Raw genomic sequence first — 17,784 nt, 5'->3', positions numbered from 1 at the left:
GGTTTATACCAATACAGACCGCTAGGTCGTCGGCCCATGTGGGCCGCCCCTGCGGAGTGCCAGCAGCGCAAGCTGCGTACGGCACGCGAGCAAGAACTAAAATGATTTCTAGTTATCGTAATAAGGTATCTAACTCTGAATACATAGGGGGTTAGAAGCGAACCTGGAGAACTGAAACATCTAAGTACCCAGAGGAAAGGACATCAAACGAGACTCCGCTAGTAGTGGCGAGCGAACGCGGACCAGGCCAGTGGCTTATGTGAGTAAAGTGGAACAATCTGGAAAGGTTGGCTAGAGTGGGTGATAGCCCCGTACACGCAACATGATCATAAGTCCTTGAGTAGGGCGGGACACGTGAAATCCTGTCTGAACATGGGTAGACCACTATCCAAGCCTAAGTACTCGTGCATGACCGATAGCGAACCAGTACCGTGAGGGAAAGGTGAAAAGCACCCCGACGAGGGGAGTGAAATAGTACCTGAAACCGAATGCCTACAAACAGTTGGAGCCCAAGATTCGTTCTGGGTGACAGCGTACCTTTTGTATAATGGGTCAGCGACTTAGTCTGACGAGCAAGCTTAAGCCGGTAGGTGTAGGCGCAGCGAAAGCGAGTCTGAACAGGGCGTTCAGTTCGTCGGATTAGACCCGAAACCAAGTGATCTAGCCATGAGCAGGTTGAAGGTACGGTAACACGTACTGGAGGACCGAACCCATATCTGTTGCAATAGATCGGGATGACTTGTGGCTAGGGGTGAAAGGCCAATCAAACTTGGAGATAGCTGGTTCTCCGCGAAATCTATTTAGGTAGAGCGTCCAGCGAATACCCCCGGGGGTAGAGCACTGAATGGGCTATGGGGACTCACCGTCTTACTGATCCTAATCAAACTCCGAATACCGGGGAGTACTACTGGGCAGACACACGGCGGGTGCTAACGTCCGTCGTGAAGAGGGCAACAACCCTGACCACCATCTAAGGTCCCTAAGTTATGGCTAAGTGGGAAAGGATGTGAGGATCCCAAAACAACCAGGATGTTGGCTTAGAAGCAGCCATCATTTAAAGAAAGCGTAACAGCTCACTGGTCTAAATAAGGGTCTTTGCGCCGAAAATGTACCGGGCTAAAGCCATACACCGAAGCTGTGGATGCACGTATGTGCGTGGTAGCGGAGCGTTCCGTAAGCCTGTGAAGGGACAGTCGTGAGACATCCTGGAGGTATCGGAAGTGAGAATGCTGACATGAGTAACGATAAAGGGAGTGAGAGACTCCCTCGCCGAAAGTCCAAGGGTTCCTGCTTAAAGTTAATCTGAGCAGGGTTAGCCGGCCCCTAAGGCGAGGCCGAAAGGCGTAGTCGATGGGAACCACGTTAATATTCGTGGGCCTGCAGGTAGTGACGGATTGCGTGTGTTGTACATTCTTATTGGATTGAATGTGCAGCGAAGCGGTTCCAGGAAATAGCTCCTGCATATAGACCGTACCCTAAACCGACACTGGTGGACTGGTAGAGAATACCAAGGCGCTTGAGAGAACTGCGTTGAAGGAACTCGGCAAAATGCACGCGTAACTTCGGAAGAAGCGTGACCCTTCTATAGGCAACTATTGGAGGGTGGCACAGACCAGGGGGTAGCGACTGTTTACCAAAAACACAGGGCTCTGCGAAGTCGCAAGACGACGTATAGGGTCTGACGCCTGCCCGGTGCTGGAAGGTTAAGAGGAGATGTGCAAGCATTGAATTGAAGCCCCAGTAAACGGCGGCCGTAACTATAACGGTCCTAAGGTAGCGAAATTCCTTGTCGGGTAAGTTCCGACCTGCACGAATGGCGTAACGACTTCCCCGCTGTCTCCAACGCAGACTCAGTGAAATTGAATTCCCCGTGAAGATGCGGGGTTCCTGCGGTTAGACGGAAAGACCCCGTGCACCTTTACTATAGCTTTACACTGGCATTCGTGTCGACATGTGTAGGATAGGTGGTAGACTTTGAAGCAGTGGCGCCAGCCATTGTGGAGTCATCCTGAAATACCACCCTTATCTATATGGATGTCTAACTGCGGCCCGTTATCCGGGTCCAGGACCGTGTATGGTGGGTAGTTTGACTGGGGCGGTCGCCTCCTAAAGAGTAACGGAGGCGCGCGATGGTAGGCTCAGAACGGTCGGAAATCGTTCGTCGAGTGCAATGGCATAAGCCTGCCTGACTGCAAGACTGACAAGTCGAGCAGAGACGAAAGTCGGTCATAGTGATCCGGTGGTCCCGCGTGGAAGGGCCATCGCTCAACGGATAAAAGGTACGCCGGGGATAACAGGCTGATGACCCCCAAGAGTCCATATCGACGGGGTTGTTTGGCACCTCGATGTCGACTCATCGCATCCTGGGGCTGGAGCAGGTCCCAAGGGTATGGCTGTTCGCCATTTAAAGCGGTACGTGAGTTGGGTTCAGAACGTCGTGAGACAGTTCGGTCCCTATCTGCCGTGGGTGTAGGAATATTGATAGGATCTGTCCCTAGTACGAGAGGACCGGGATGGACGTATCTCTGGTGGACCTGTTGTCGTGCCAACGGCATAGCAGGGTAGCTATATACGGACGGGATAACCGCTGAAGGCATCTAAGCGGGAAACCCACCTAAAAACGAGTATTCCCTATCAGAGCCGTGGAAGACTACCACGTTGATAGGCCGGGTGTGGAAGTGCGGCAACGCATGTAGCTTACCGGTACTAATAGCTCGATCGACTTGATCATTCTCATTTACAATATCCATCGAACCAAGTTCGATAGATATTAGTTTAGTTTATGTCCTTACGGCTGAGCGCCTGACTAACGTCAGGCTAGCCTGCGGACAGCACGCCGAAACATCGGCGACGGCCAGTCGGCCTTGCGAAGCTTCGCTTCGAAACGCTTAAACTGATATCGTTTTATTATCTGCACGAAAGACAACCAGCTTCTCATATTTGTGTTCTTCGCCGACCTGGTGGTTATGGCGGAGCGGCTGCACCCGATCCCATTCCGAACTCGGCCGTGAAACGCTCCAGCGCCAATGGTACTTTGTCTTAAGACACGGGAGAGTAGGTCGCTGCCAGGTCTGCTAAGCACACAAATCATCAACATCTTCTCATAATCATACAAAACAGCTTTCATCAGCGATAAGCGCAAAAAATACCAAATCCGGTCATACAAATTAAGCCCTTAACGCGGGGTGGAGCAGCCCGGTAGCTCGTCAGGCTCATAACCTGAAGGCCGCAGGTTCAAATCCTGCCCCCGCAACCAAAAAAAACCCGCCGTAAGGCGGTTTTTTTTGTTGCCAGCGAGGCCTAAATCTCATGATAATTAAAAAAGCCCCAGCTTATAAGCTGGGGCTTTTGCCGTTCCAGGACAAGAAAACATCGCGAGTGGCAATTACTTGGAAAAATATATCCCAACATCGTGATTGCAAGAAATATTGTCGCAGCTCCAGAAACTGATAGAAGCGCTGTGAAACACGTCCCACGGAGATGGCAATGAAGCTCTATTATAAACCCGGCGCATGTTCTTTGGCCCCGCACATCGTTCTTAGCGAAGCTGGCTTTGCCTATGATCTGGAAGTCGTGGATCTGAAGGAAAAGAAGACGGCAAGCGGTGCTGACTATCTGAAGATCAATCCGCGTGGTGCCGTGCCAGCAATAGAAATTGAATCGGGTGTGGTGATTACCCAGAACGCGGCTATTTTGCAGTACATTGGCGATCATTCGGATGTAGTAGCATTCAAGCCAGCTTATGGCACGATTGAACGCGCACGTTTGCAAGAAGCACTGGGCTTTTGTGGTGACCTGCACGTCGCGTTTGGTGGCCTATTTGCGCCTAATCCAACGGAAGAAGCCAGGGCTACGGTGATCGCTTCGGTTAATCGCCGTATGGGGCAACTTGAGGCTATACTGGAAGACGGTCGCGCATACTGGCTCGGTGCAGAATTTACACAGGCAGATGCCTATGCCTCAGTTATTCTGGGATGGGGGCTGGCTATGAAGGTGGATCTCACGGCTTATCCAAAAGCTCTCGCCTTACGTGAGCGCGTGATGTCGCGGCCTGCTGTGCAGAAGGCACTCAAAGAAGAAGGCCTTATCTGAACTTATAAGCCGAAGGCGGAAATGCCTTCGGCTTATATGATTGCGGGTTGAGCGTCTTAACGTTGCTGCGGAGATGAGCATCGCCAGCCATTCAAGCATCGCTTTAGCTATTCTCCGGCACATGTGGCGGATTAGGCGTCATCGCATTGGATGAGGGTGCGGCTTCTGCCGTCTGTGAAGTTGCGGCGGCAGTGCCTTCCAGTTCAAATTTATCGACGCGCATTGATTGATTTTTGCGCCAGCCGCCGCGAAGATATAGCGCTCCCGCCATGAGCATTGTGGACAGCATAGCCACCGGAAAGCTGAGCCAAAGCGCGTCCGGGCCGAGCCAGTCTCGCATGCCTACTGCAACGCCCAGGCGAACCGGATACATCGACACAAAAAGGATGATGAGCGGCCAGATGACCTGCCCGTTTGCCCGAACAGTTCCAAACAGAACCATCGAAACGCCAAAGGCGATAAAGCCCCAGGTGGCGATCTTTCCAATATGTTGACCGATTGCAATAGCAGGACTTTCAGCGCCCAGGAAAATCTGCATGGCCTGTCTGTCCGCGATGAGCAGCACAACAACGAGAACGCCGGTCATCAGGATTGCATAGAGAACTCCGATGCGGGTGATACTGTTCACACGATCCCACTTACCCGCGCCAATATTCTGCGCGGCCATGGCGCTGACGGCGGCACCCAAAGCCATCGCCGGCATTTGCACATAGGTCCATAATTGTTGCGTTGCGCCAAAGGCTGCAGTCGTGTTGACGCCTTCCTGATTGACTAGACGCATCATGGTGAGCATGGCGCTGGATACCACGATCATCTGGATACCCATAGGAAGCCCTTTGCTGAAAATCAGCTTCAAGACCTTGAGATCGGGTACCAAAAGCCAAAGCTCTTGTCCTTTGAGGCGCAGTGGCAGGTCCTTGCGGTAAACATAGATGAGCATCGCCGCGAGGCTGATGTAATTTGCAATGGCCGTAGCCAATGCAGAACCGGATATGCCTAAAGCGGGTATCGGACCGATGCCCAGAATGAATAGCGGATTAAGTGCGATATCGAGAACGACGGCCAGCCCCATGAATATGAGCGGCGTTATGGAATCACCGCTACCGCGAAGCGCCATCATCAAAATGGTCTGCATAAGAATGGCAGGCATGGCGACGAACGTTACCTGAAGAAATGCACGCGCCAATGGCTCGATAGTTTCTGGCGTCCCCAGTAGCCCCAGCACGGTGGGTGCAAGAAACCAGCCAATTATTGCGATGATAATGCTGACCGGAATGAAAGCGCCTAGCGTTGTGCCTGCTATCGCGCGCGCTGTTTCTATATCGCGCCGTCCGAAAGACTGACCAATGAGAATTGTAGAGGCCATGCCGAAGCCAAAGACGAAGGCCGTTAGCAGAAACATCACCAGATTGCCGTTGGTGGTTGCGGCTAACGCATCTGTACCGAGTAACTGTCCGATCCAGATTGTGTCGATGGAACCATTTGCGGATTGCAGGATCGAAGATCCGAGTGTGGGCAGGGCAAAGAGCAACAACGCTTGATTGATGGGCGCGGTTGTCAGATCAATGGTTTTCTTCATCCTGCCTCAATGTTGTTCACCTGTGTTGCCAATCATCGATCTTCGATAATGCTTCCAAGTCTCAAATAATTCAAATCGCTACCTCGAACGATCGAGTTGAATTGTAATCAAGAGAAAATAAAAGCAATGTTTTGGCTTTAATATAGACGTTTGACTGCTATCTTGTCCCGGAATCAGGCCGGGCCTCGTTTGTTCAGATGATCAGCTTTGCCTGCAAGAGCGTCGATTTTGGAATGGTTTGGTATGATCTCTCGTCTTCTCACGGCTGGCATGACATTGGCATTCGCAACCTCCGCGAATGCTCAGGCACACACTGCCCCATCAGCTCAACTGGATAAGTTCATCCCTGTTTCGCAGGTCAGTGGGGTCGATATTGTGCGTCTTACAGAACTGCCGAAAGCTCCGAAAAAGAATGAAGAGACGGAATCCTGTGTTAACCGGGCCAGCAAGACGCCAAGTGCCGAGGCGCGTGCAGTTGAAGAGCATGGCTGGACGTTAACCGGTGAAGCGAAACTTGGTTCTCTGCAGGTCGTTAGTTTCGTTGCCGACACCGAAGAAGGTACGAGTGGATCATGCCTGCTGAAAGATGGTAACATTGCCTTTTATGACAACGGTAAACTCGTCGCACTCGCCTATGCATCCAAAAAGACCGCTTTGAGCCTGGGCCGTGTTGAAGAACACGGTGACGTTCTGCGCCTTTGGGATGGTGATCTGGTTCAGCAGCCGGTTGCCGATGTGAAGCTTGTCGGAGGGAAGGGTATCGTCATTACCGCGTTGCCAAATGAAGAGAAGTTCTGCGCAGGGCAGGTAACAGTTCCCAATGTTCGTCATGTACCGATTATTCTGGCACGCATGATGCTCAAGGAATATGGCTGGCAGCCAGAGCAGAGCAAGCAGGAACCCGATAGCACGTCGCAGGACCTGCTGGATATGGGGATCAACGAGGTCGATGGCTGTGCGGGAACGGGCTTTGGCTTCTGTGGCTTTGAGTACAAGAATGCTGGCAACAGTCTTTCCGTCGCAACGGTGGGGGACTCACCCGATACACCATCCGTCATTTCTTATGACGTGAAGTGCTCGAATTAAAGGATAGCCCGAAAAGTGTGAAATGGCTTTCGTAGGTTAAGCCGTCACAATTTTTGCTTTAACGAAGACGTCGTAGCGGGTGCTTTTGCCCAGTATTTGATGGGAGGGCTTGCGTAGCCCAGCCATCGGTTCTGCACGCAATGGCCATTTGAGCACGACACGATTTTGCGCATGCTCCAGTGCGACCAGCATCAGCTTTTCGGAATCCGGGTCGGTGCCGACGATTTCCCGGATCTGGCGCATTTCCTTTTTGACCAGTGCTGAATTGCCTCGTGGCGGATGCATGGGATCAACCAGAACCACTTGTGGTTTGAGGTCGGGGAGTAGCTGGCAGGAATCGCCATGCAGCAAGGTCATTCGTGATACGGTCTCGGCATATTGTCCGCCCTCAGCCGCCGCACGTGCCAATCCTTCAGCGAGCAGATCATGCATTTTTTGCGAGCGCTCTATGAGTGTCACCTTGGCACCCAGTGAAGCGAGCAGGAAGGCATCCCGCCCAAGTCCCGCTGTCGCGTCCACTATGTCGGGCGTGACACCGCCGGTTAATCCCGCAGCCTTGGCGAGTGCCTGCCCCCGGCCTTCACCTGAGCGGAACCTGTGACCAACTGCGCCACCGACAAAATCAACAATAAGCTCGGATGCTTCTGCTTTTTGCGACATGGTTGCTCTTAGAACGGACAGGGGACGGTGAATTTAACATCGCGTCCATCCGGATGACGAAAAGCGACTTCTTCTGCATGCAATAGCAAGCGGTCTGCGGCTGTGAGTGCAGCTCCTTCCGCGTAAAACTCATCCCCAAGGATGACATGACCTATTGCTTTCATATGGACGCGTAACTGATGAGTGCGTCCGGTCAACGGAAACAGGCGGAGCCGCGTCGTGTCTTCGCCACGCTCCAGAACCGTCCAATGCGTCTGAGCGGGCTTGCCGTTTTCACGGTCCACCCGATGGCGAGGTTTGTTATCCTGATCGATCGCTAAGGGCAGATCAATCATCCCCTCATCATTTTCCACGCGTCCCCATACTTCTGCTACATAGGATTTCTGGGTTGTACGCGCCTCAAATTGCGCGGCAATTGCGGCATGCGCTTTGCGATTGAGCGACATCAACACCAGACCAGACGTATCCTTGTCGAGACGGTTGATCATCAGTGCATTTGGAAACTGTTTTTGTACGCGTGTCGCAAGACTATCCGACAAGGCAGGATGACGCCCCGGCACAGACAATAACCCGCTTGGCTTGTCCAGCACCAGAATGTCCGCATCACGATGAATGATCGAAATATATGGCTCCAGCGGTGGAGTATAAATGGGAAACTCAGAAGATAGCACACTCATATTGGTGATCTAGCATGGTTTGGCTCTCTTCGAGAAGTGCGGAGACAGTGTAATTGAATATGCTTGGCTGGTGCAGTTATGCCGTAAGTGAGCTATTCTGAAACTTATAAGTGCCCGATAGCCGATAAGATAATGACGGAGGGGGTGGAGTTTCCGGGTCGTTGAGCATGACGTGCATATAGGTTATCTTAATAAGCAGTAGCTTAATAAGAAAATCCTTTGGGATATGAAGATGTGACTGTCATTGTTGCTGCAACAGTAGAGAGTGTTAATGCCCATCAAAGATGACGCCGTGCTGAGCCAGTTGCGAGATGAGCTGAAGTGTCTGCGACTTGAATTAGAAAGCAAAGAAAAACTCATCAATGAGCAGGCACAAACGCTTTCACATTTCAAAAAAATATACGGGCAATCTTCTATTGTCGCTCAAATCGGTATCTGGGAGTGCACGTTACCCGAAGAGGAGTTAACTTGGTCGGACTATGTGTATGATATTTTTGAGCTTCCACGGGGTGCACCGCTTAATCGGTCTGAGACACTGGCTTGCTATACTGAGAATTCCCGGCAGGAACTACAAAAGCGCAGATCGGGTGCTATTGCAGAGTGTAGCGGCTTCACCCTGGAGGCCGAAATAAGGACATTCCGCGGTAACAAGCGCTGGATACGCATCACGGCTTCTATCGAATGTCAGGATGATATACCGGTTCGAATTTTTGGTATGAAGCAGGATATTACTGATCAGAAAGCTTTATTTGATCGGATAGTTTATCTTGCTGAATATGATCAAATGACGGGACTGGCTAATAAAAGCCAGTTCCATTTAAAGCTGACTTCGGCGCTGGAATATGCCGACATTGACAGCAAATCAGGGTTTCTTCTGCTCATTGATCTGGATGGGTTCAAAAGTATAAATGACGATTATGGTCACCTCGCCGGTGATGAGTGTATTAAGGTGATGGGAGAGCGTCTCAATACAATAAATCAAATAGGAAATAGTATTTTCAGAATAGGTGGAGACGAGTTCGCCGTTATTACATCGAACTATTATGATAAAGAAACAACCGAGAAACTTGCGCAAAACATAATTGACCGTCTCTGTGAAGATGTGATTTTTGATAATCAGAAATTAAGGCTCGGAGCATCTGTGGGAATAGCGCAGATATCCGGAAACTCTGCATCGAGTGTATTTATCAATGCGGATGCGGCACTTTATTCTGCCAAGGCTGATGGGAAGACGACATTTCGTTGCTATCGGCCAGGTATGGAAAGCCGCCCATCCAGAATTGAGTTTTGATCAGATTTGAGTTTTTGCTTCCAATTGTTGCGTGCTGTCTTAGCTTATAGGGTGTGGGGGGTCGGAAACGGCTCGTGTTGCTGCAACAAAGGAGATAGCGGATGTCACAGTTGAATGTAGCTGTTCTGGTTGGAAGCCTGAGAAAAGATTCGTTTAATCGCAAGGTGGCTGTGGGGCTGAGCGCTGTTGTGCCCGATGGTATGACTTTAACGACAATCGAGATCGGCGATTTGCCGCTTTATAATCCGGATCTGGATACGGATGTACCACCGGCAGCATGGACGCGGTTTCGATCGGAAGTGAGCAAGGCAAATGCCGTTCTGTTTGTGACGCCCGAATATAACCGATCCGTGCCAGCTGCTTTGAAGAACGCACTTGATGTGGGTTCGCGCCCATATGGTCAAAGCGTGTGGAGTGGAAAACCAGCTGCTATTATAAGCGGTTCACCGGGCAATATCTCTGGCTTTGGTGCCAATCATCATCTGCGGCAATCGCTGGTATTCCTCGATATGCCGACCTTGCAACAGCCCGAGGCTTATCTCGCATATGTTGATAGGCTCGTCGACGAAAGCGGCAAGCTGGTGCCTGACACCGCCAAGTTCCTTGGCGATTTCCTCACGGCATTTGACAGATTTGCTCAGAAGAACCTTTAAAACTTCATGCTGCTTGCAAACATTGGCGCGCTTTCGGAATGAGAGCCGCCTCTGAGCTTTCGGATCGCAGTCAATAAATAGCCGAGCGATACGCGCGAAGCCGGTTTGGTGTCTGTTGACAGGGGGGACGGGCAGTCCTACTTTATATAAGAATATTCTAAAATACTTTTTAGTTTCATGGTGATAGGATGATGACACGCCGCCAAACCTTGTTGGGTGTTGCCGCCGCTGCCGTTGGTCTGTCGGTGCAAGCGCGCCGAGGGCAAGCGGAAGGTCAATCGGCTCGTTCTGCCGGTTTTTGGTATCCGGAAGAAACAGAGCCGCATGAACGCACTTTCATGCAATGGCCGGTGAATCCGGCTGTGTATGACGATCCTGATTTTCTTGATGATATTCAGAAAACGATCGCGAAAATAGCCAATACTATCGCGGAATTCGAGCCGGTTGTGATGCTGGCTGCAGCAAAACACCATCCTGCTGTTCGCAAGCTGGTGTCGCGCAATGTGGAATTATGGGACATTCCAACCGACGATTTGTGGTGTCGCGATTCCGGTCCCTCCTTTGTTGTTGATGGCAAGGGTGGTCTCGCCATCACGCAGTTCAATTTCAACGGTTGGGGCAACAAGCAGACCCACCGCGCAGACGGGAAGATCGCGGCGCGGATAGCCGAACGGATGGGATTGCAGGTTTTCGACGCAGGTCTGGTGGGCGAGGCGGGAGGAGTTGAAACCGACGGCCACGGCACGCTGATCGCTCATGAAAGCACCTTCATCAATGCCAACCGAAACCGGGGCAGCAAAGCTGAAATCGAGAAGATGCTGCTGGACACGATGGGTGCACGCAAGATGATCTGGGCACCCGGGATCATCGGTGCCGATATCACCGATTATCATATCGACGCGCTTGCCCGTTTTGTTAAGCCCGGACAGTTGCTGATCCAGATGGGAGATAAGATCGATCCCGACGACCCCTGGTCGGCTGCCGCCTTTGAAACGCATGACATACTGGCTGCAGCAACCGATACCGAGGGGCGCAAGCTGGATATGGTCATTTTGCCGGAACCTTATGACATACGTTCGAGCAACAGCGATTTCGTGTCTTCCTATGTCAATTACTATGTTTGTAACGGCGCGGTGTTAGCTGCCGAGTTCGGGGATCGTAAAGCCGATGAACGGGCTGCGGCTATTCTTGGCAAACTCTATCCCGGTCGGGAGATTGTTACATTGAATATCGATCCGGTGGGTGAGGTTGGCGGCGGTATCCATTGTGCCACCCATGAGCAACCCAAGGTCTGAACATGTGGAACTGGTTACGGCGCAATACTGAACAATTGGCCGCTCTGGGCGGGATAGCGACGGCCTTTGCCGCGCTCTCGGCGCTGATTATCATTCCTTATCAAGTCAGTCAGGCCGATCTCATTCAGCGCGACCAGACTGCGCGCGAAATATATCGCGAGTTCCTGAATCTGACGGTGCAAAAACCCGAACTGGCGCAGGCCGATTATTGCTCGCTGAGAGGCACGACCGAGCTCACCGCCTATGGGGCATATGTCGAGTATCTGCTTTATACGTCTGAACAGATGATCGAAACCTCACCGGACTGGCGTGCGCCGATGGCCGGATACTTGAGTGATCACATGGAATATCTGTGCGATGCCGAGGGGTTGGGCGCGCGTGACGGTGTGGCAGATCTGCTGGCACAGACCGGACTGGTCTGCAAGCCCGAAAATACTTGTCAGGAAAACACGCGACCTTGAAGTGATATGGCGGAGAGGGTGGGATTCGAACCCACGGTGGAGTTACCCCCACGCCGCATTTCGAGTGCGGGGTCTTGGGCCAATTCAACTACTTCTCAGCGTTATGCAGCGCCGTGAACGATCCGAAAAAATCGTGACGGCTGCGAGCATTTCAGGTGAATGCCGAGCGTGCGCCGTCGAGGTGCCGCGGTTGTGGCCGCGGCGCATCAAAGATGTCTCACGCCTTGTTTGATATGCATCTTCATACAACGCGTTTTAACAATGCGATTTCGTCTTCGGTCAGGTCGAATAGATCATAGACGATGCTGTCGATCTGGACTTCGGCTTGGGCTATCTCGGCAGTCAAGCGGGCGATCTCGGCGCGGTCGCGGTTGATCCAGTCTTCCCAGTCGGAGCGATCGGCCAGCGGGATATCGACCTTGAAAACCTTCTTCACCTCGGCGCGGAAGGCGGCGAAGTCGCGCAGGGTCCACCATTCCTTAAGACGTGTTGTTAGCTTGGGTTCGCGTTCAGGCGGGCAGAGGTCGGGAATCCGCCGCGTTAGGGCCGTTTGCAGGGCGAGGCGATTTTCAGCAGACCTTTGCGCTACGTTGGCCAGACGAGAAAGTTCGATACTGGCATTATCTGGGATGACAGGCATAGGGAGCTTTTCCACATGCTGCGCGGTTGCTTCGCGCCATCCGCCCCGAACGGCAGTGGTCCTTGAACAAAAATCAAACCAGATAACTTTCGAGTTCAGAACAGCCAGCAAGTCCCAGCCACCGTTTGGGATGAAGTAGGTCTTGTTGTTGGAATACGCCCCCGTCGTTTCCATGGAATAGATCGGCTGGTCTTGGAAATGACCGTAGGCAATTTTTGGTGGTTGGAAATTTGGTGCATAGGCTTCTTGTGCTTGCTGTAGTTCGAACCATTCTTGTTTCGTGGCCCGGTTTTCCAGCTGATCCTTGAATGGCATTAGCCAATCGCGGATAGCCGGATAGTCATCAATATTGATGCGACGTTGCGGGATGTAGATCAGCCACAGGCTGCGCGGTTCGGCCCGCCAGCGTTTCAGGTCTTTGCCTTCGAGGAACGGCTTTAGCAGCTCGGCGGACCGGGGGTCTTGGGCGCAGAGGCATTCCTTGGTGGCGCTGTCGATCACAAAGGCCGCGTTCAGACCTGTTTTGATACCGTAAAGCGGTGACCCGTAGACGTCCTTTAGGGTTTTCTTGCCTGTCCTGATCTTGTCGCGCAGGGCGCGCAGGGCGGGTTTTTCCAGTTCCCATGATCCGGTCCTCAGGGCCGTTTGTGGATATGGTCCGGCGGCAGCTTCCCAGGTGGCGAGGAAGTTGTTTTCCGGCAGGGTATCCACCTTCCAGAAACGCAGCTCGTGTCCTTTTGGCGCGGCTCCGCGTTTCATGGTCAGGATCGCTGGATAAGTGGTCACCCCCTCGAAGACTTGCAGGTCGGCGAAATCGACTACGCTTTCGATGGTGGCTTCTTTCAGTAGATATTCGCGCAGGGGCTTACCTGAGCCGGTCTTGAAAAAAGTATTAGAGGAAATGTAGCCCAAGCGCCCGCCTGGTTTCAGCAGGCGTAGGCCTCGTTCGTAGAAATAGCAGTAGAGATCGGCCCGGTCAGACACGACCTCATAGCGCTTTTCCAGATAGGGTTTCAGCAGCTTCAGGAATTCCATCCGCACATAGGGGGGGTTGCCCAGGACCACGTCGAAGCCGCCTTCGGCAAAGACGCTGGGGAAAGCGGTTTCCCAGGTGAAGGCGTGATCGAGATAGGCGAAGTTGCTGTCCTCGATCAGGCTGTCACCAACGCGGATATTGCCCGACAGACTGTCCAGAACCTTCCCACGGCGGGCGGTCTTGATCCAGAGCGACAACTTGGTAATCTCGATGCTTTCCTCGTTCACATCCACGCCGAAGAGGTTATCGGTCAGAATCTCGCTGTCAGGGACATAGTCGAGCAGATCGCCAAAATGTTCAGCTTTCGTCAGCAGGTCTTTGATCTTTTCGTTCACGCGAGTCAGTTCGGCCTTCATGAAGTCGAAGGCCATGATCAGGAATACACCGGAGCCACAGGCGGGATCGACAATGCGCAAGGATTTCAGGCGATCGCGATAGGCTTGCCAAGCTTCCAGCTCAGCCGTTTTTTTTCGCCAGGGGATGTTTTCGTAATCGGTGACATCCGCGCCCTTCTTAGCGAGATCGCGCAATGTGTCTTCGAACATTTCCCGCAGATGTGTGCCCAGCGTTTCAGCTACGATGAAGCGCGCGATGTAATCAGGTGTATAGACGACGCCGTCCCGCTTGCGTCGCCCGCTTGTGCCGGTGGTTTTCTCGGATTCTTCCTCCTCACCGCGCGCGATCGCTTGCAGACGCTCCACATCCGCGATTGACTGTTCAAAGATGTGGCCGAGGACCGTGACCGAGACTTCAGAGGCGAAGTCATAGCCGCCGAGGGTCTTGAAACCATCGCAGATTTCATCGTGTATGGTGAGTCCGTTGATTACCGCGTCATCTCGGAACAGGCCTCCGTTGTATCGCGGGATACTAAGTTCGGTGTTGCCAAGGTCAATTGCGCGGAACAAGCCCTTGAAATTATCCCAAATGGGGCGAGGATTATAAGGATCGCGTGCAACGAAAGCATTCTCTAGAGTGTTGTTTGGCAGTAAGCCGGTGTCTTCTGCAAATGCTATGAACAGCACACGATCCAGGATCTTCTGCGCGATCGCGATGGCATCGAGGGGGGCAATAGCAGCATCGGCCTTCTCGATGGCGCTCAGAAGCTTTAGGCGCAATTGCTTGTAGTCTTTATAAAGACTTTCAGTGATGTCCTTGTCTTCGCGGCGGCTCTCTTTCAGAAGACCAGCTGTTCGGCCAGACAGTAGATTTTCCGCCGACAGGAGCAGTATGAAGCGTGCGTATTCTTCCGGGTTCGTAAGTTGGTCGAGGCGAAAAGTCTCATAGGCAGAAGTGCCTTCACCAAAGCCATAGAGCCTCAGCTCAATCATGTTCGAAACTATCACCCATTTCACGCCAGGCGCATTCATGGCGTATTCCCAAGCCTGTTGAACAGGACTCTTGTTCCGACCTGGCATTATTGCATCAAGGTCGTGGGTATCCGCGCCCTTCAATTCAAACGGGGCAATAATCTCTGGTATCTTTCCCCCAAAATGACCTAGAGCGAGATCGACACTTCCACGCAAGATGGCTTGCTCGGTAGAAACATTGTAATCTGCTCCGCTAGCTGGACCGTGGTAGCCTAAAACTCCCTCAACGATCTTGGAAGCAAACTGCCCATGTAACGAAGTTTCCTTCAGGTGTTCAATCCTACCTGAGATGACTAAGTTTGCCCAATCGTTAAGTGCCGCCAGATGAAGTGACGGTATGGGGTCGGATTTTATATAGCGCTTCAGAGTCTTACGATTAAAAAGATGCATCGAAATTAGCTTCTTGTTATAAATCTGAACCAATGGTTAGGAGCATAAAACCTAGCAGTCTCAACTAGTTCCAGGCTGGCACGAATATACGCTTTAGTGGCACAAGCTGTTGCGTTTCCAGGTCGAACTTTTCGTATTGCTCCAGGAGGCTTTTCACAAGGTCATCTAGGTCCATTAAAGCGAGGGGGATATTTGCCCGCTCAGCTTCATAGCGCGCCTCACGGGTAAAGCCTCCAGTGCTAACATAGAGTCCCTTGTCTTGTGGATGCCGACCACCGAGGAAGCTGCGAACGTCAGGCGCACTCATTGCGCCCTTCCGGTGTTTCACTTCAACGACGATGCGTGGTGACTCGAATCCGAAGCCGTCCGGTGAGGCGACAATATCCTTACCACGATCAGGGCCTGCATCGGACACACTTGTTTTGTAGCCAAGTGAACGTAGTAGCCCTGCGACGAGTTCTTGCATATCGTCCCAAGTGAGCGCGTTCACCTTATCCTTAATAAATTCGTGCGCTCTGCTCTCCATAGATTTGAATAGGTCATCTTCCGATGACTCGATGACGGCTGGGATGGGTTCGCTGGTTGCAGTTTGTCCGGATGCTAGGGCTTTCTTCAATTCGACCGCAACCTCGGTCGATATACGGAACAACGTCGAGATGGAACCTAGGCTGTTTCGACTTTCAACAGATAGAAGATCACGGCCTACTTCGCCGTGCCATCGCACTGGTCTGAATTGCCCATCTTCGGGGTCGAGCGAAGTGTCGTAGCGATAGGGACCGGCGATCTCTCCGACCAGGTAAACACGCCGAGAGGGATCGTAGGTCACGACCATATCTCCAACGTCGATCTCGTTGACGAAACGATGCAATTGTCCGGCGGCCATCGCTATTGACTGAGGCTTCGCGTTGGGAAAAGCTTTAGAAACAAGATCCGCTATGGCTTTTCTTGTCTTAATTTTTGATAGATCGCCTATGTCGTTCCAGCCAATTGCCACTGCCGACTGGTCTCTGAATGTGTCAAACAGTCGCCCATTGCGTTCAGCTCGCACCATCCAAGATTTGCTCATGCCCCGAATCCCTTCATATTCACGTAAAGATCGCTGAAAGTTTAAAAGCGTGCAATATCAGTTCGTGATGGGGCGGAGAGTAGCTGTGTTTCCTCCCAATCGCTCCCGACTGGTTCCGCGCATTCGTGCGTTGCAAAACAGCAATAGACATGCCAAACGCGCCAGCGAGTCTTATTGAGCTGTTACTGAAGACCAAGAGCCAAATATGACAATGCCAAAGAAGACAGTTCGCGACGCTACGTATTATGAAGATCGTCTGAAGCGTGATCACCCAGCGATATACGCCGATCTGAAAGCTGGAAAATATCGAACAGTTACTGATGCCGCGTTGGCTGCTGGACTGAAGACCAAGCGCACTCGCTTGCACGAGATGAAAAATGCTTGGGAAAAGGCTAATCATTCGGAGCAGCGCGAGTTCTTAAAATGGCTCGGTGTAGGCAGATCCGTTGTGCATTCAGTTTCTGTTGGAGCAATGCCTATTGCTCCGATAGCCGCTAACCGTTGCTTGGTTCCGTTGGCTGTCGCCCGGATTGATGAAATTATGTCTAAACGCCATCTCAAAATTGGGGACGTGATGGCCGAGATGGGTTTCGCACGTTTAAATGCATCTTTAGGAATGGCGTTAGCAAGGGTCACACAGCTTCAGCCAGTCCTAATAGTGGCTTTGGAAAAATGGCTGGCCGCAAATGCCGCGGTTTGATTAAACGCGGTATGTGAGCTGGCAGGCAATATATCAGTGCGAGCGCACAGTCTCAGGGATTAGAGAAAATTTCACAAACGTTGATTGCTGAAGCAAGTTCAGTCGTGAAGTGCCTTGTTGGATCTGCGCCAAAGAGGCTGATGTTTATATCAGGCAAATCGCTTCCTGATGGAATGGTCAAAGTGATTGGCATACCTTCATACCATGCACGACCGATGCCTGCTGCCCTGTCTCCGACGCCCATCGTGATATCAAGTCCTGATCCAAACGATGCCGCTAAGAGATATCCGGTGTAGGGTGCAAATCCATTTACGGTTTTCACTTCGCCTTCGGTCGGAAGGCTGCCTTTGAAGGTCGGCCAAGGGTTTAGGTCGCCGGGTATATAAAGGTGAAGAATCTGGGTCTGTTTGTCGTTGCATGAAAGTGTGAGACGAGGGCGATCTGTTACAAACCGTTCAGTCAGATCTTTATCGACGAGCTCACTTTGAAAGCTGCCACTCAGTGCATCGATGGAGGTTTTTGCCGTCGGCGCGTCAAGGAAAAGAAAGACATCAGCCTGAGCAGCCATTGATGCACTAATGCCTAATAGGCTGGCGGTGAATGTTGTGACGACCGACGAAACGAGCTTCATATGCGTGACATTCATGATGTTGGAGCTGCACGAAAGGGAACCTTTCTGACATGAAAGATCCCGCAAACTCGTCATCACTGTAAGCTGCTGATATCCTTCAGTCGCCTTTCCGTGGTCAACAGAAAACCCGCTCTGCACAAAAAGGTTCCTTTAAATCAAT

At 51.9% G+C, this 17,784-nt stretch carries 13 protein-coding genes, 1 tRNA gene and 2 rRNA genes (1 of these 16 only partly in view); 10 read left to right on the top strand and 6 right to left on the bottom strand.

Features of this window, described 5'->3' with window-relative positions:
- From C9380_RS11195 to gst, 4 genes are all read left to right on the top strand, one after another.
- Positions 1–2,731: ribosomal RNA gene (locus C9380_RS11195) — 23S ribosomal RNA — on the top strand (it extends 176 nt beyond the left edge of the window).
- A 225-nt stretch (positions 2,732–2,956) separates the two neighbouring features.
- Positions 2,957–3,071, top strand: a 5S ribosomal RNA gene (gene rrf, locus C9380_RS11190).
- A gap of 108 nt (positions 3,072–3,179) precedes the next feature.
- Positions 3,180–3,256 (top strand) — tRNA-Met (locus tag C9380_RS11185).
- Positions 3,257–3,486: 230 nt separating this feature from the next.
- Positions 3,487–4,092: a glutathione transferase gene (gene gst, locus C9380_RS11180; RefSeq protein ID WP_128093548.1), complete on the top strand. Its 606-nt coding sequence runs from the start codon at positions 3,487–3,489 to the stop codon at positions 4,090–4,092.
- A gap of 103 nt (positions 4,093–4,195) precedes the next feature.
- Here gst and C9380_RS11175 read toward each other — a convergent pair whose 3' ends face one another.
- Positions 4,196–5,671, bottom strand: a complete 1,476-nt coding sequence (locus C9380_RS11175; protein WP_024896915.1) for an MATE family efflux transporter — start codon at positions 5,669–5,671, stop codon at positions 4,196–4,198.
- Between the two features lie 243 nt (positions 5,672–5,914).
- On the opposite strand from C9380_RS11175, the gene C9380_RS11170 reads away from it, so the two are divergent.
- Positions 5,915–6,757: a hypothetical protein gene (locus C9380_RS11170; RefSeq protein WP_128093547.1), complete on the top strand. Its 843-nt coding sequence runs from the start codon at positions 5,915–5,917 to the stop codon at positions 6,755–6,757.
- A 36-nt stretch (positions 6,758–6,793) separates the two neighbouring features.
- Here the strand turns inward: C9380_RS11170 and C9380_RS11165 are convergent, their stop codons facing one another.
- Positions 6,794–7,417 carry a class I SAM-dependent methyltransferase gene (locus C9380_RS11165; RefSeq protein WP_128093546.1) on the bottom strand — a complete coding sequence of 208 codons (624 nt, stop codon included), beginning with the start codon at positions 7,415–7,417 and terminating at the stop codon, positions 6,794–6,796.
- An 8-nt stretch (positions 7,418–7,425) separates the two neighbouring features.
- Entirely contained in the window at positions 7,426–8,094 is a 669-nt protein-coding gene (locus C9380_RS11160) for an RluA family pseudouridine synthase (RefSeq protein ID WP_128093545.1), read from the bottom strand.
- Positions 8,095–8,365: 271 nt separating this feature from the next.
- Between C9380_RS11160 and C9380_RS11155 the strand changes: the two genes are divergently transcribed.
- The 4 genes from C9380_RS11155 to C9380_RS11140 all read left to right on the top strand — a co-directional run bounded on the left by C9380_RS11155 (position 8,366) and on the right by C9380_RS11140 (position 11,794).
- A complete protein-coding gene (locus tag C9380_RS11155) occupies positions 8,366–9,385 on the top strand; it encodes a GGDEF domain-containing protein (protein ID WP_024896919.1) in 1,020 nt (339 codons plus the stop codon).
- Positions 9,386–9,486: 101 nt separating this feature from the next.
- Positions 9,487–10,038 carry an NADPH-dependent FMN reductase gene (locus C9380_RS11150; RefSeq protein ID WP_111787252.1) on the top strand — a complete coding sequence of 184 codons (552 nt, stop codon included), beginning with the start codon at positions 9,487–9,489 and terminating at the stop codon, positions 10,036–10,038.
- A gap of 191 nt (positions 10,039–10,229) precedes the next feature.
- Positions 10,230–11,333: an agmatine deiminase family protein gene (locus C9380_RS11145; protein ID WP_128093659.1), complete on the top strand. Its 1,104-nt coding sequence runs from the start codon at positions 10,230–10,232 to the stop codon at positions 11,331–11,333.
- 2 nt (positions 11,334–11,335) lie between these two features.
- Positions 11,336–11,794: a hypothetical protein gene (locus C9380_RS11140; protein ID WP_024896922.1), complete on the top strand. Its 459-nt coding sequence runs from the start codon at positions 11,336–11,338 to the stop codon at positions 11,792–11,794.
- A gap of 241 nt (positions 11,795–12,035) precedes the next feature.
- Here the strand turns inward: C9380_RS11140 and C9380_RS11130 are convergent, their stop codons facing one another.
- Positions 12,036–15,227 carry an Eco57I restriction-modification methylase domain-containing protein gene (locus tag C9380_RS11130; protein ID WP_128093544.1) on the bottom strand — a complete coding sequence of 1,064 codons (3,192 nt, stop codon included), beginning with the start codon at positions 15,225–15,227 and terminating at the stop codon, positions 12,036–12,038.
- A 64-nt stretch (positions 15,228–15,291) separates the two neighbouring features.
- Positions 15,292–16,293 (bottom strand): restriction endonuclease, encoded by a 1,002-nt coding sequence (locus C9380_RS11125; protein ID WP_247877646.1) that lies wholly within the window; start codon positions 16,291–16,293, stop codon positions 15,292–15,294.
- A gap of 205 nt (positions 16,294–16,498) precedes the next feature.
- On the opposite strand from C9380_RS11125, the gene C9380_RS11120 reads away from it, so the two are divergent.
- Positions 16,499–16,993 (top strand): hypothetical protein, encoded by a 495-nt coding sequence (locus C9380_RS11120; protein WP_128093543.1) that lies wholly within the window; start codon positions 16,499–16,501, stop codon positions 16,991–16,993.
- A gap of 52 nt (positions 16,994–17,045) precedes the next feature.
- On the opposite strand, the gene C9380_RS11115 is transcribed toward C9380_RS11120, so the two are convergent.
- Positions 17,046–17,762 (bottom strand): hypothetical protein, encoded by a 717-nt coding sequence (locus tag C9380_RS11115; RefSeq protein WP_128093542.1) that lies wholly within the window; start codon positions 17,760–17,762, stop codon positions 17,046–17,048.
- Positions 17,763–17,784 lie beyond the last annotated feature (22 nt).

Origin of the sequence: Brucella pituitosa (genome assembly GCF_003049685.1) — a bacterium.
GTDB lineage: Bacteria > Pseudomonadota > Alphaproteobacteria > Rhizobiales > Rhizobiaceae > Brucella > Brucella pituitosa.
Note: the sequence above shows the minus strand (reverse complement) of the source record. Positions and strands in the feature narration are given on the sequence as shown.

Excerpts from the sequence above, each read along its gene's own strand:
- gst (WP_128093548.1), top strand. The coding sequence starts at position 3,487 with ATGAAGCTCTATTATAAACCCGGCGCATGTTCTTTGGCCCCGCACATC.
- C9380_RS11175 (WP_024896915.1), bottom strand. The coding sequence starts at position 5,671 with ATGAAGAAAACCATTGATCTGACAACCGCGCCCATCAATCAAGCGTTG.
- C9380_RS11170 (WP_128093547.1), top strand. The coding sequence starts at position 5,915 with ATGATCTCTCGTCTTCTCACGGCTGGCATGACATTGGCATTCGCAACC.
- C9380_RS11165 (WP_128093546.1), bottom strand. The coding sequence starts at position 7,417 with ATGTCGCAAAAAGCAGAAGCATCCGAGCTTATTGTTGATTTTGTCGGT.
- C9380_RS11160 (WP_128093545.1), bottom strand. The coding sequence starts at position 8,094 with ATGAGTGTGCTATCTTCTGAGTTTCCCATTTATACTCCACCGCTGGAG.
- C9380_RS11155 (WP_024896919.1), top strand. The coding sequence starts at position 8,366 with ATGCCCATCAAAGATGACGCCGTGCTGAGCCAGTTGCGAGATGAGCTG.
- C9380_RS11150 (WP_111787252.1), top strand. The coding sequence starts at position 9,487 with ATGTCACAGTTGAATGTAGCTGTTCTGGTTGGAAGCCTGAGAAAAGAT.
- C9380_RS11145 (WP_128093659.1), top strand. The coding sequence starts at position 10,230 with ATGACACGCCGCCAAACCTTGTTGGGTGTTGCCGCCGCTGCCGTTGGT.
- C9380_RS11140 (WP_024896922.1), top strand. The coding sequence starts at position 11,336 with ATGTGGAACTGGTTACGGCGCAATACTGAACAATTGGCCGCTCTGGGC.
- C9380_RS11130 (WP_128093544.1), bottom strand. The coding sequence starts at position 15,227 with ATGCATCTTTTTAATCGTAAGACTCTGAAGCGCTATATAAAATCCGAC.
- C9380_RS11125 (WP_247877646.1), bottom strand. The coding sequence starts at position 16,293 with ATGAGCAAATCTTGGATGGTGCGAGCTGAACGCAATGGGCGACTGTTT.
- C9380_RS11120 (WP_128093543.1), top strand. The coding sequence starts at position 16,499 with ATGACAATGCCAAAGAAGACAGTTCGCGACGCTACGTATTATGAAGAT.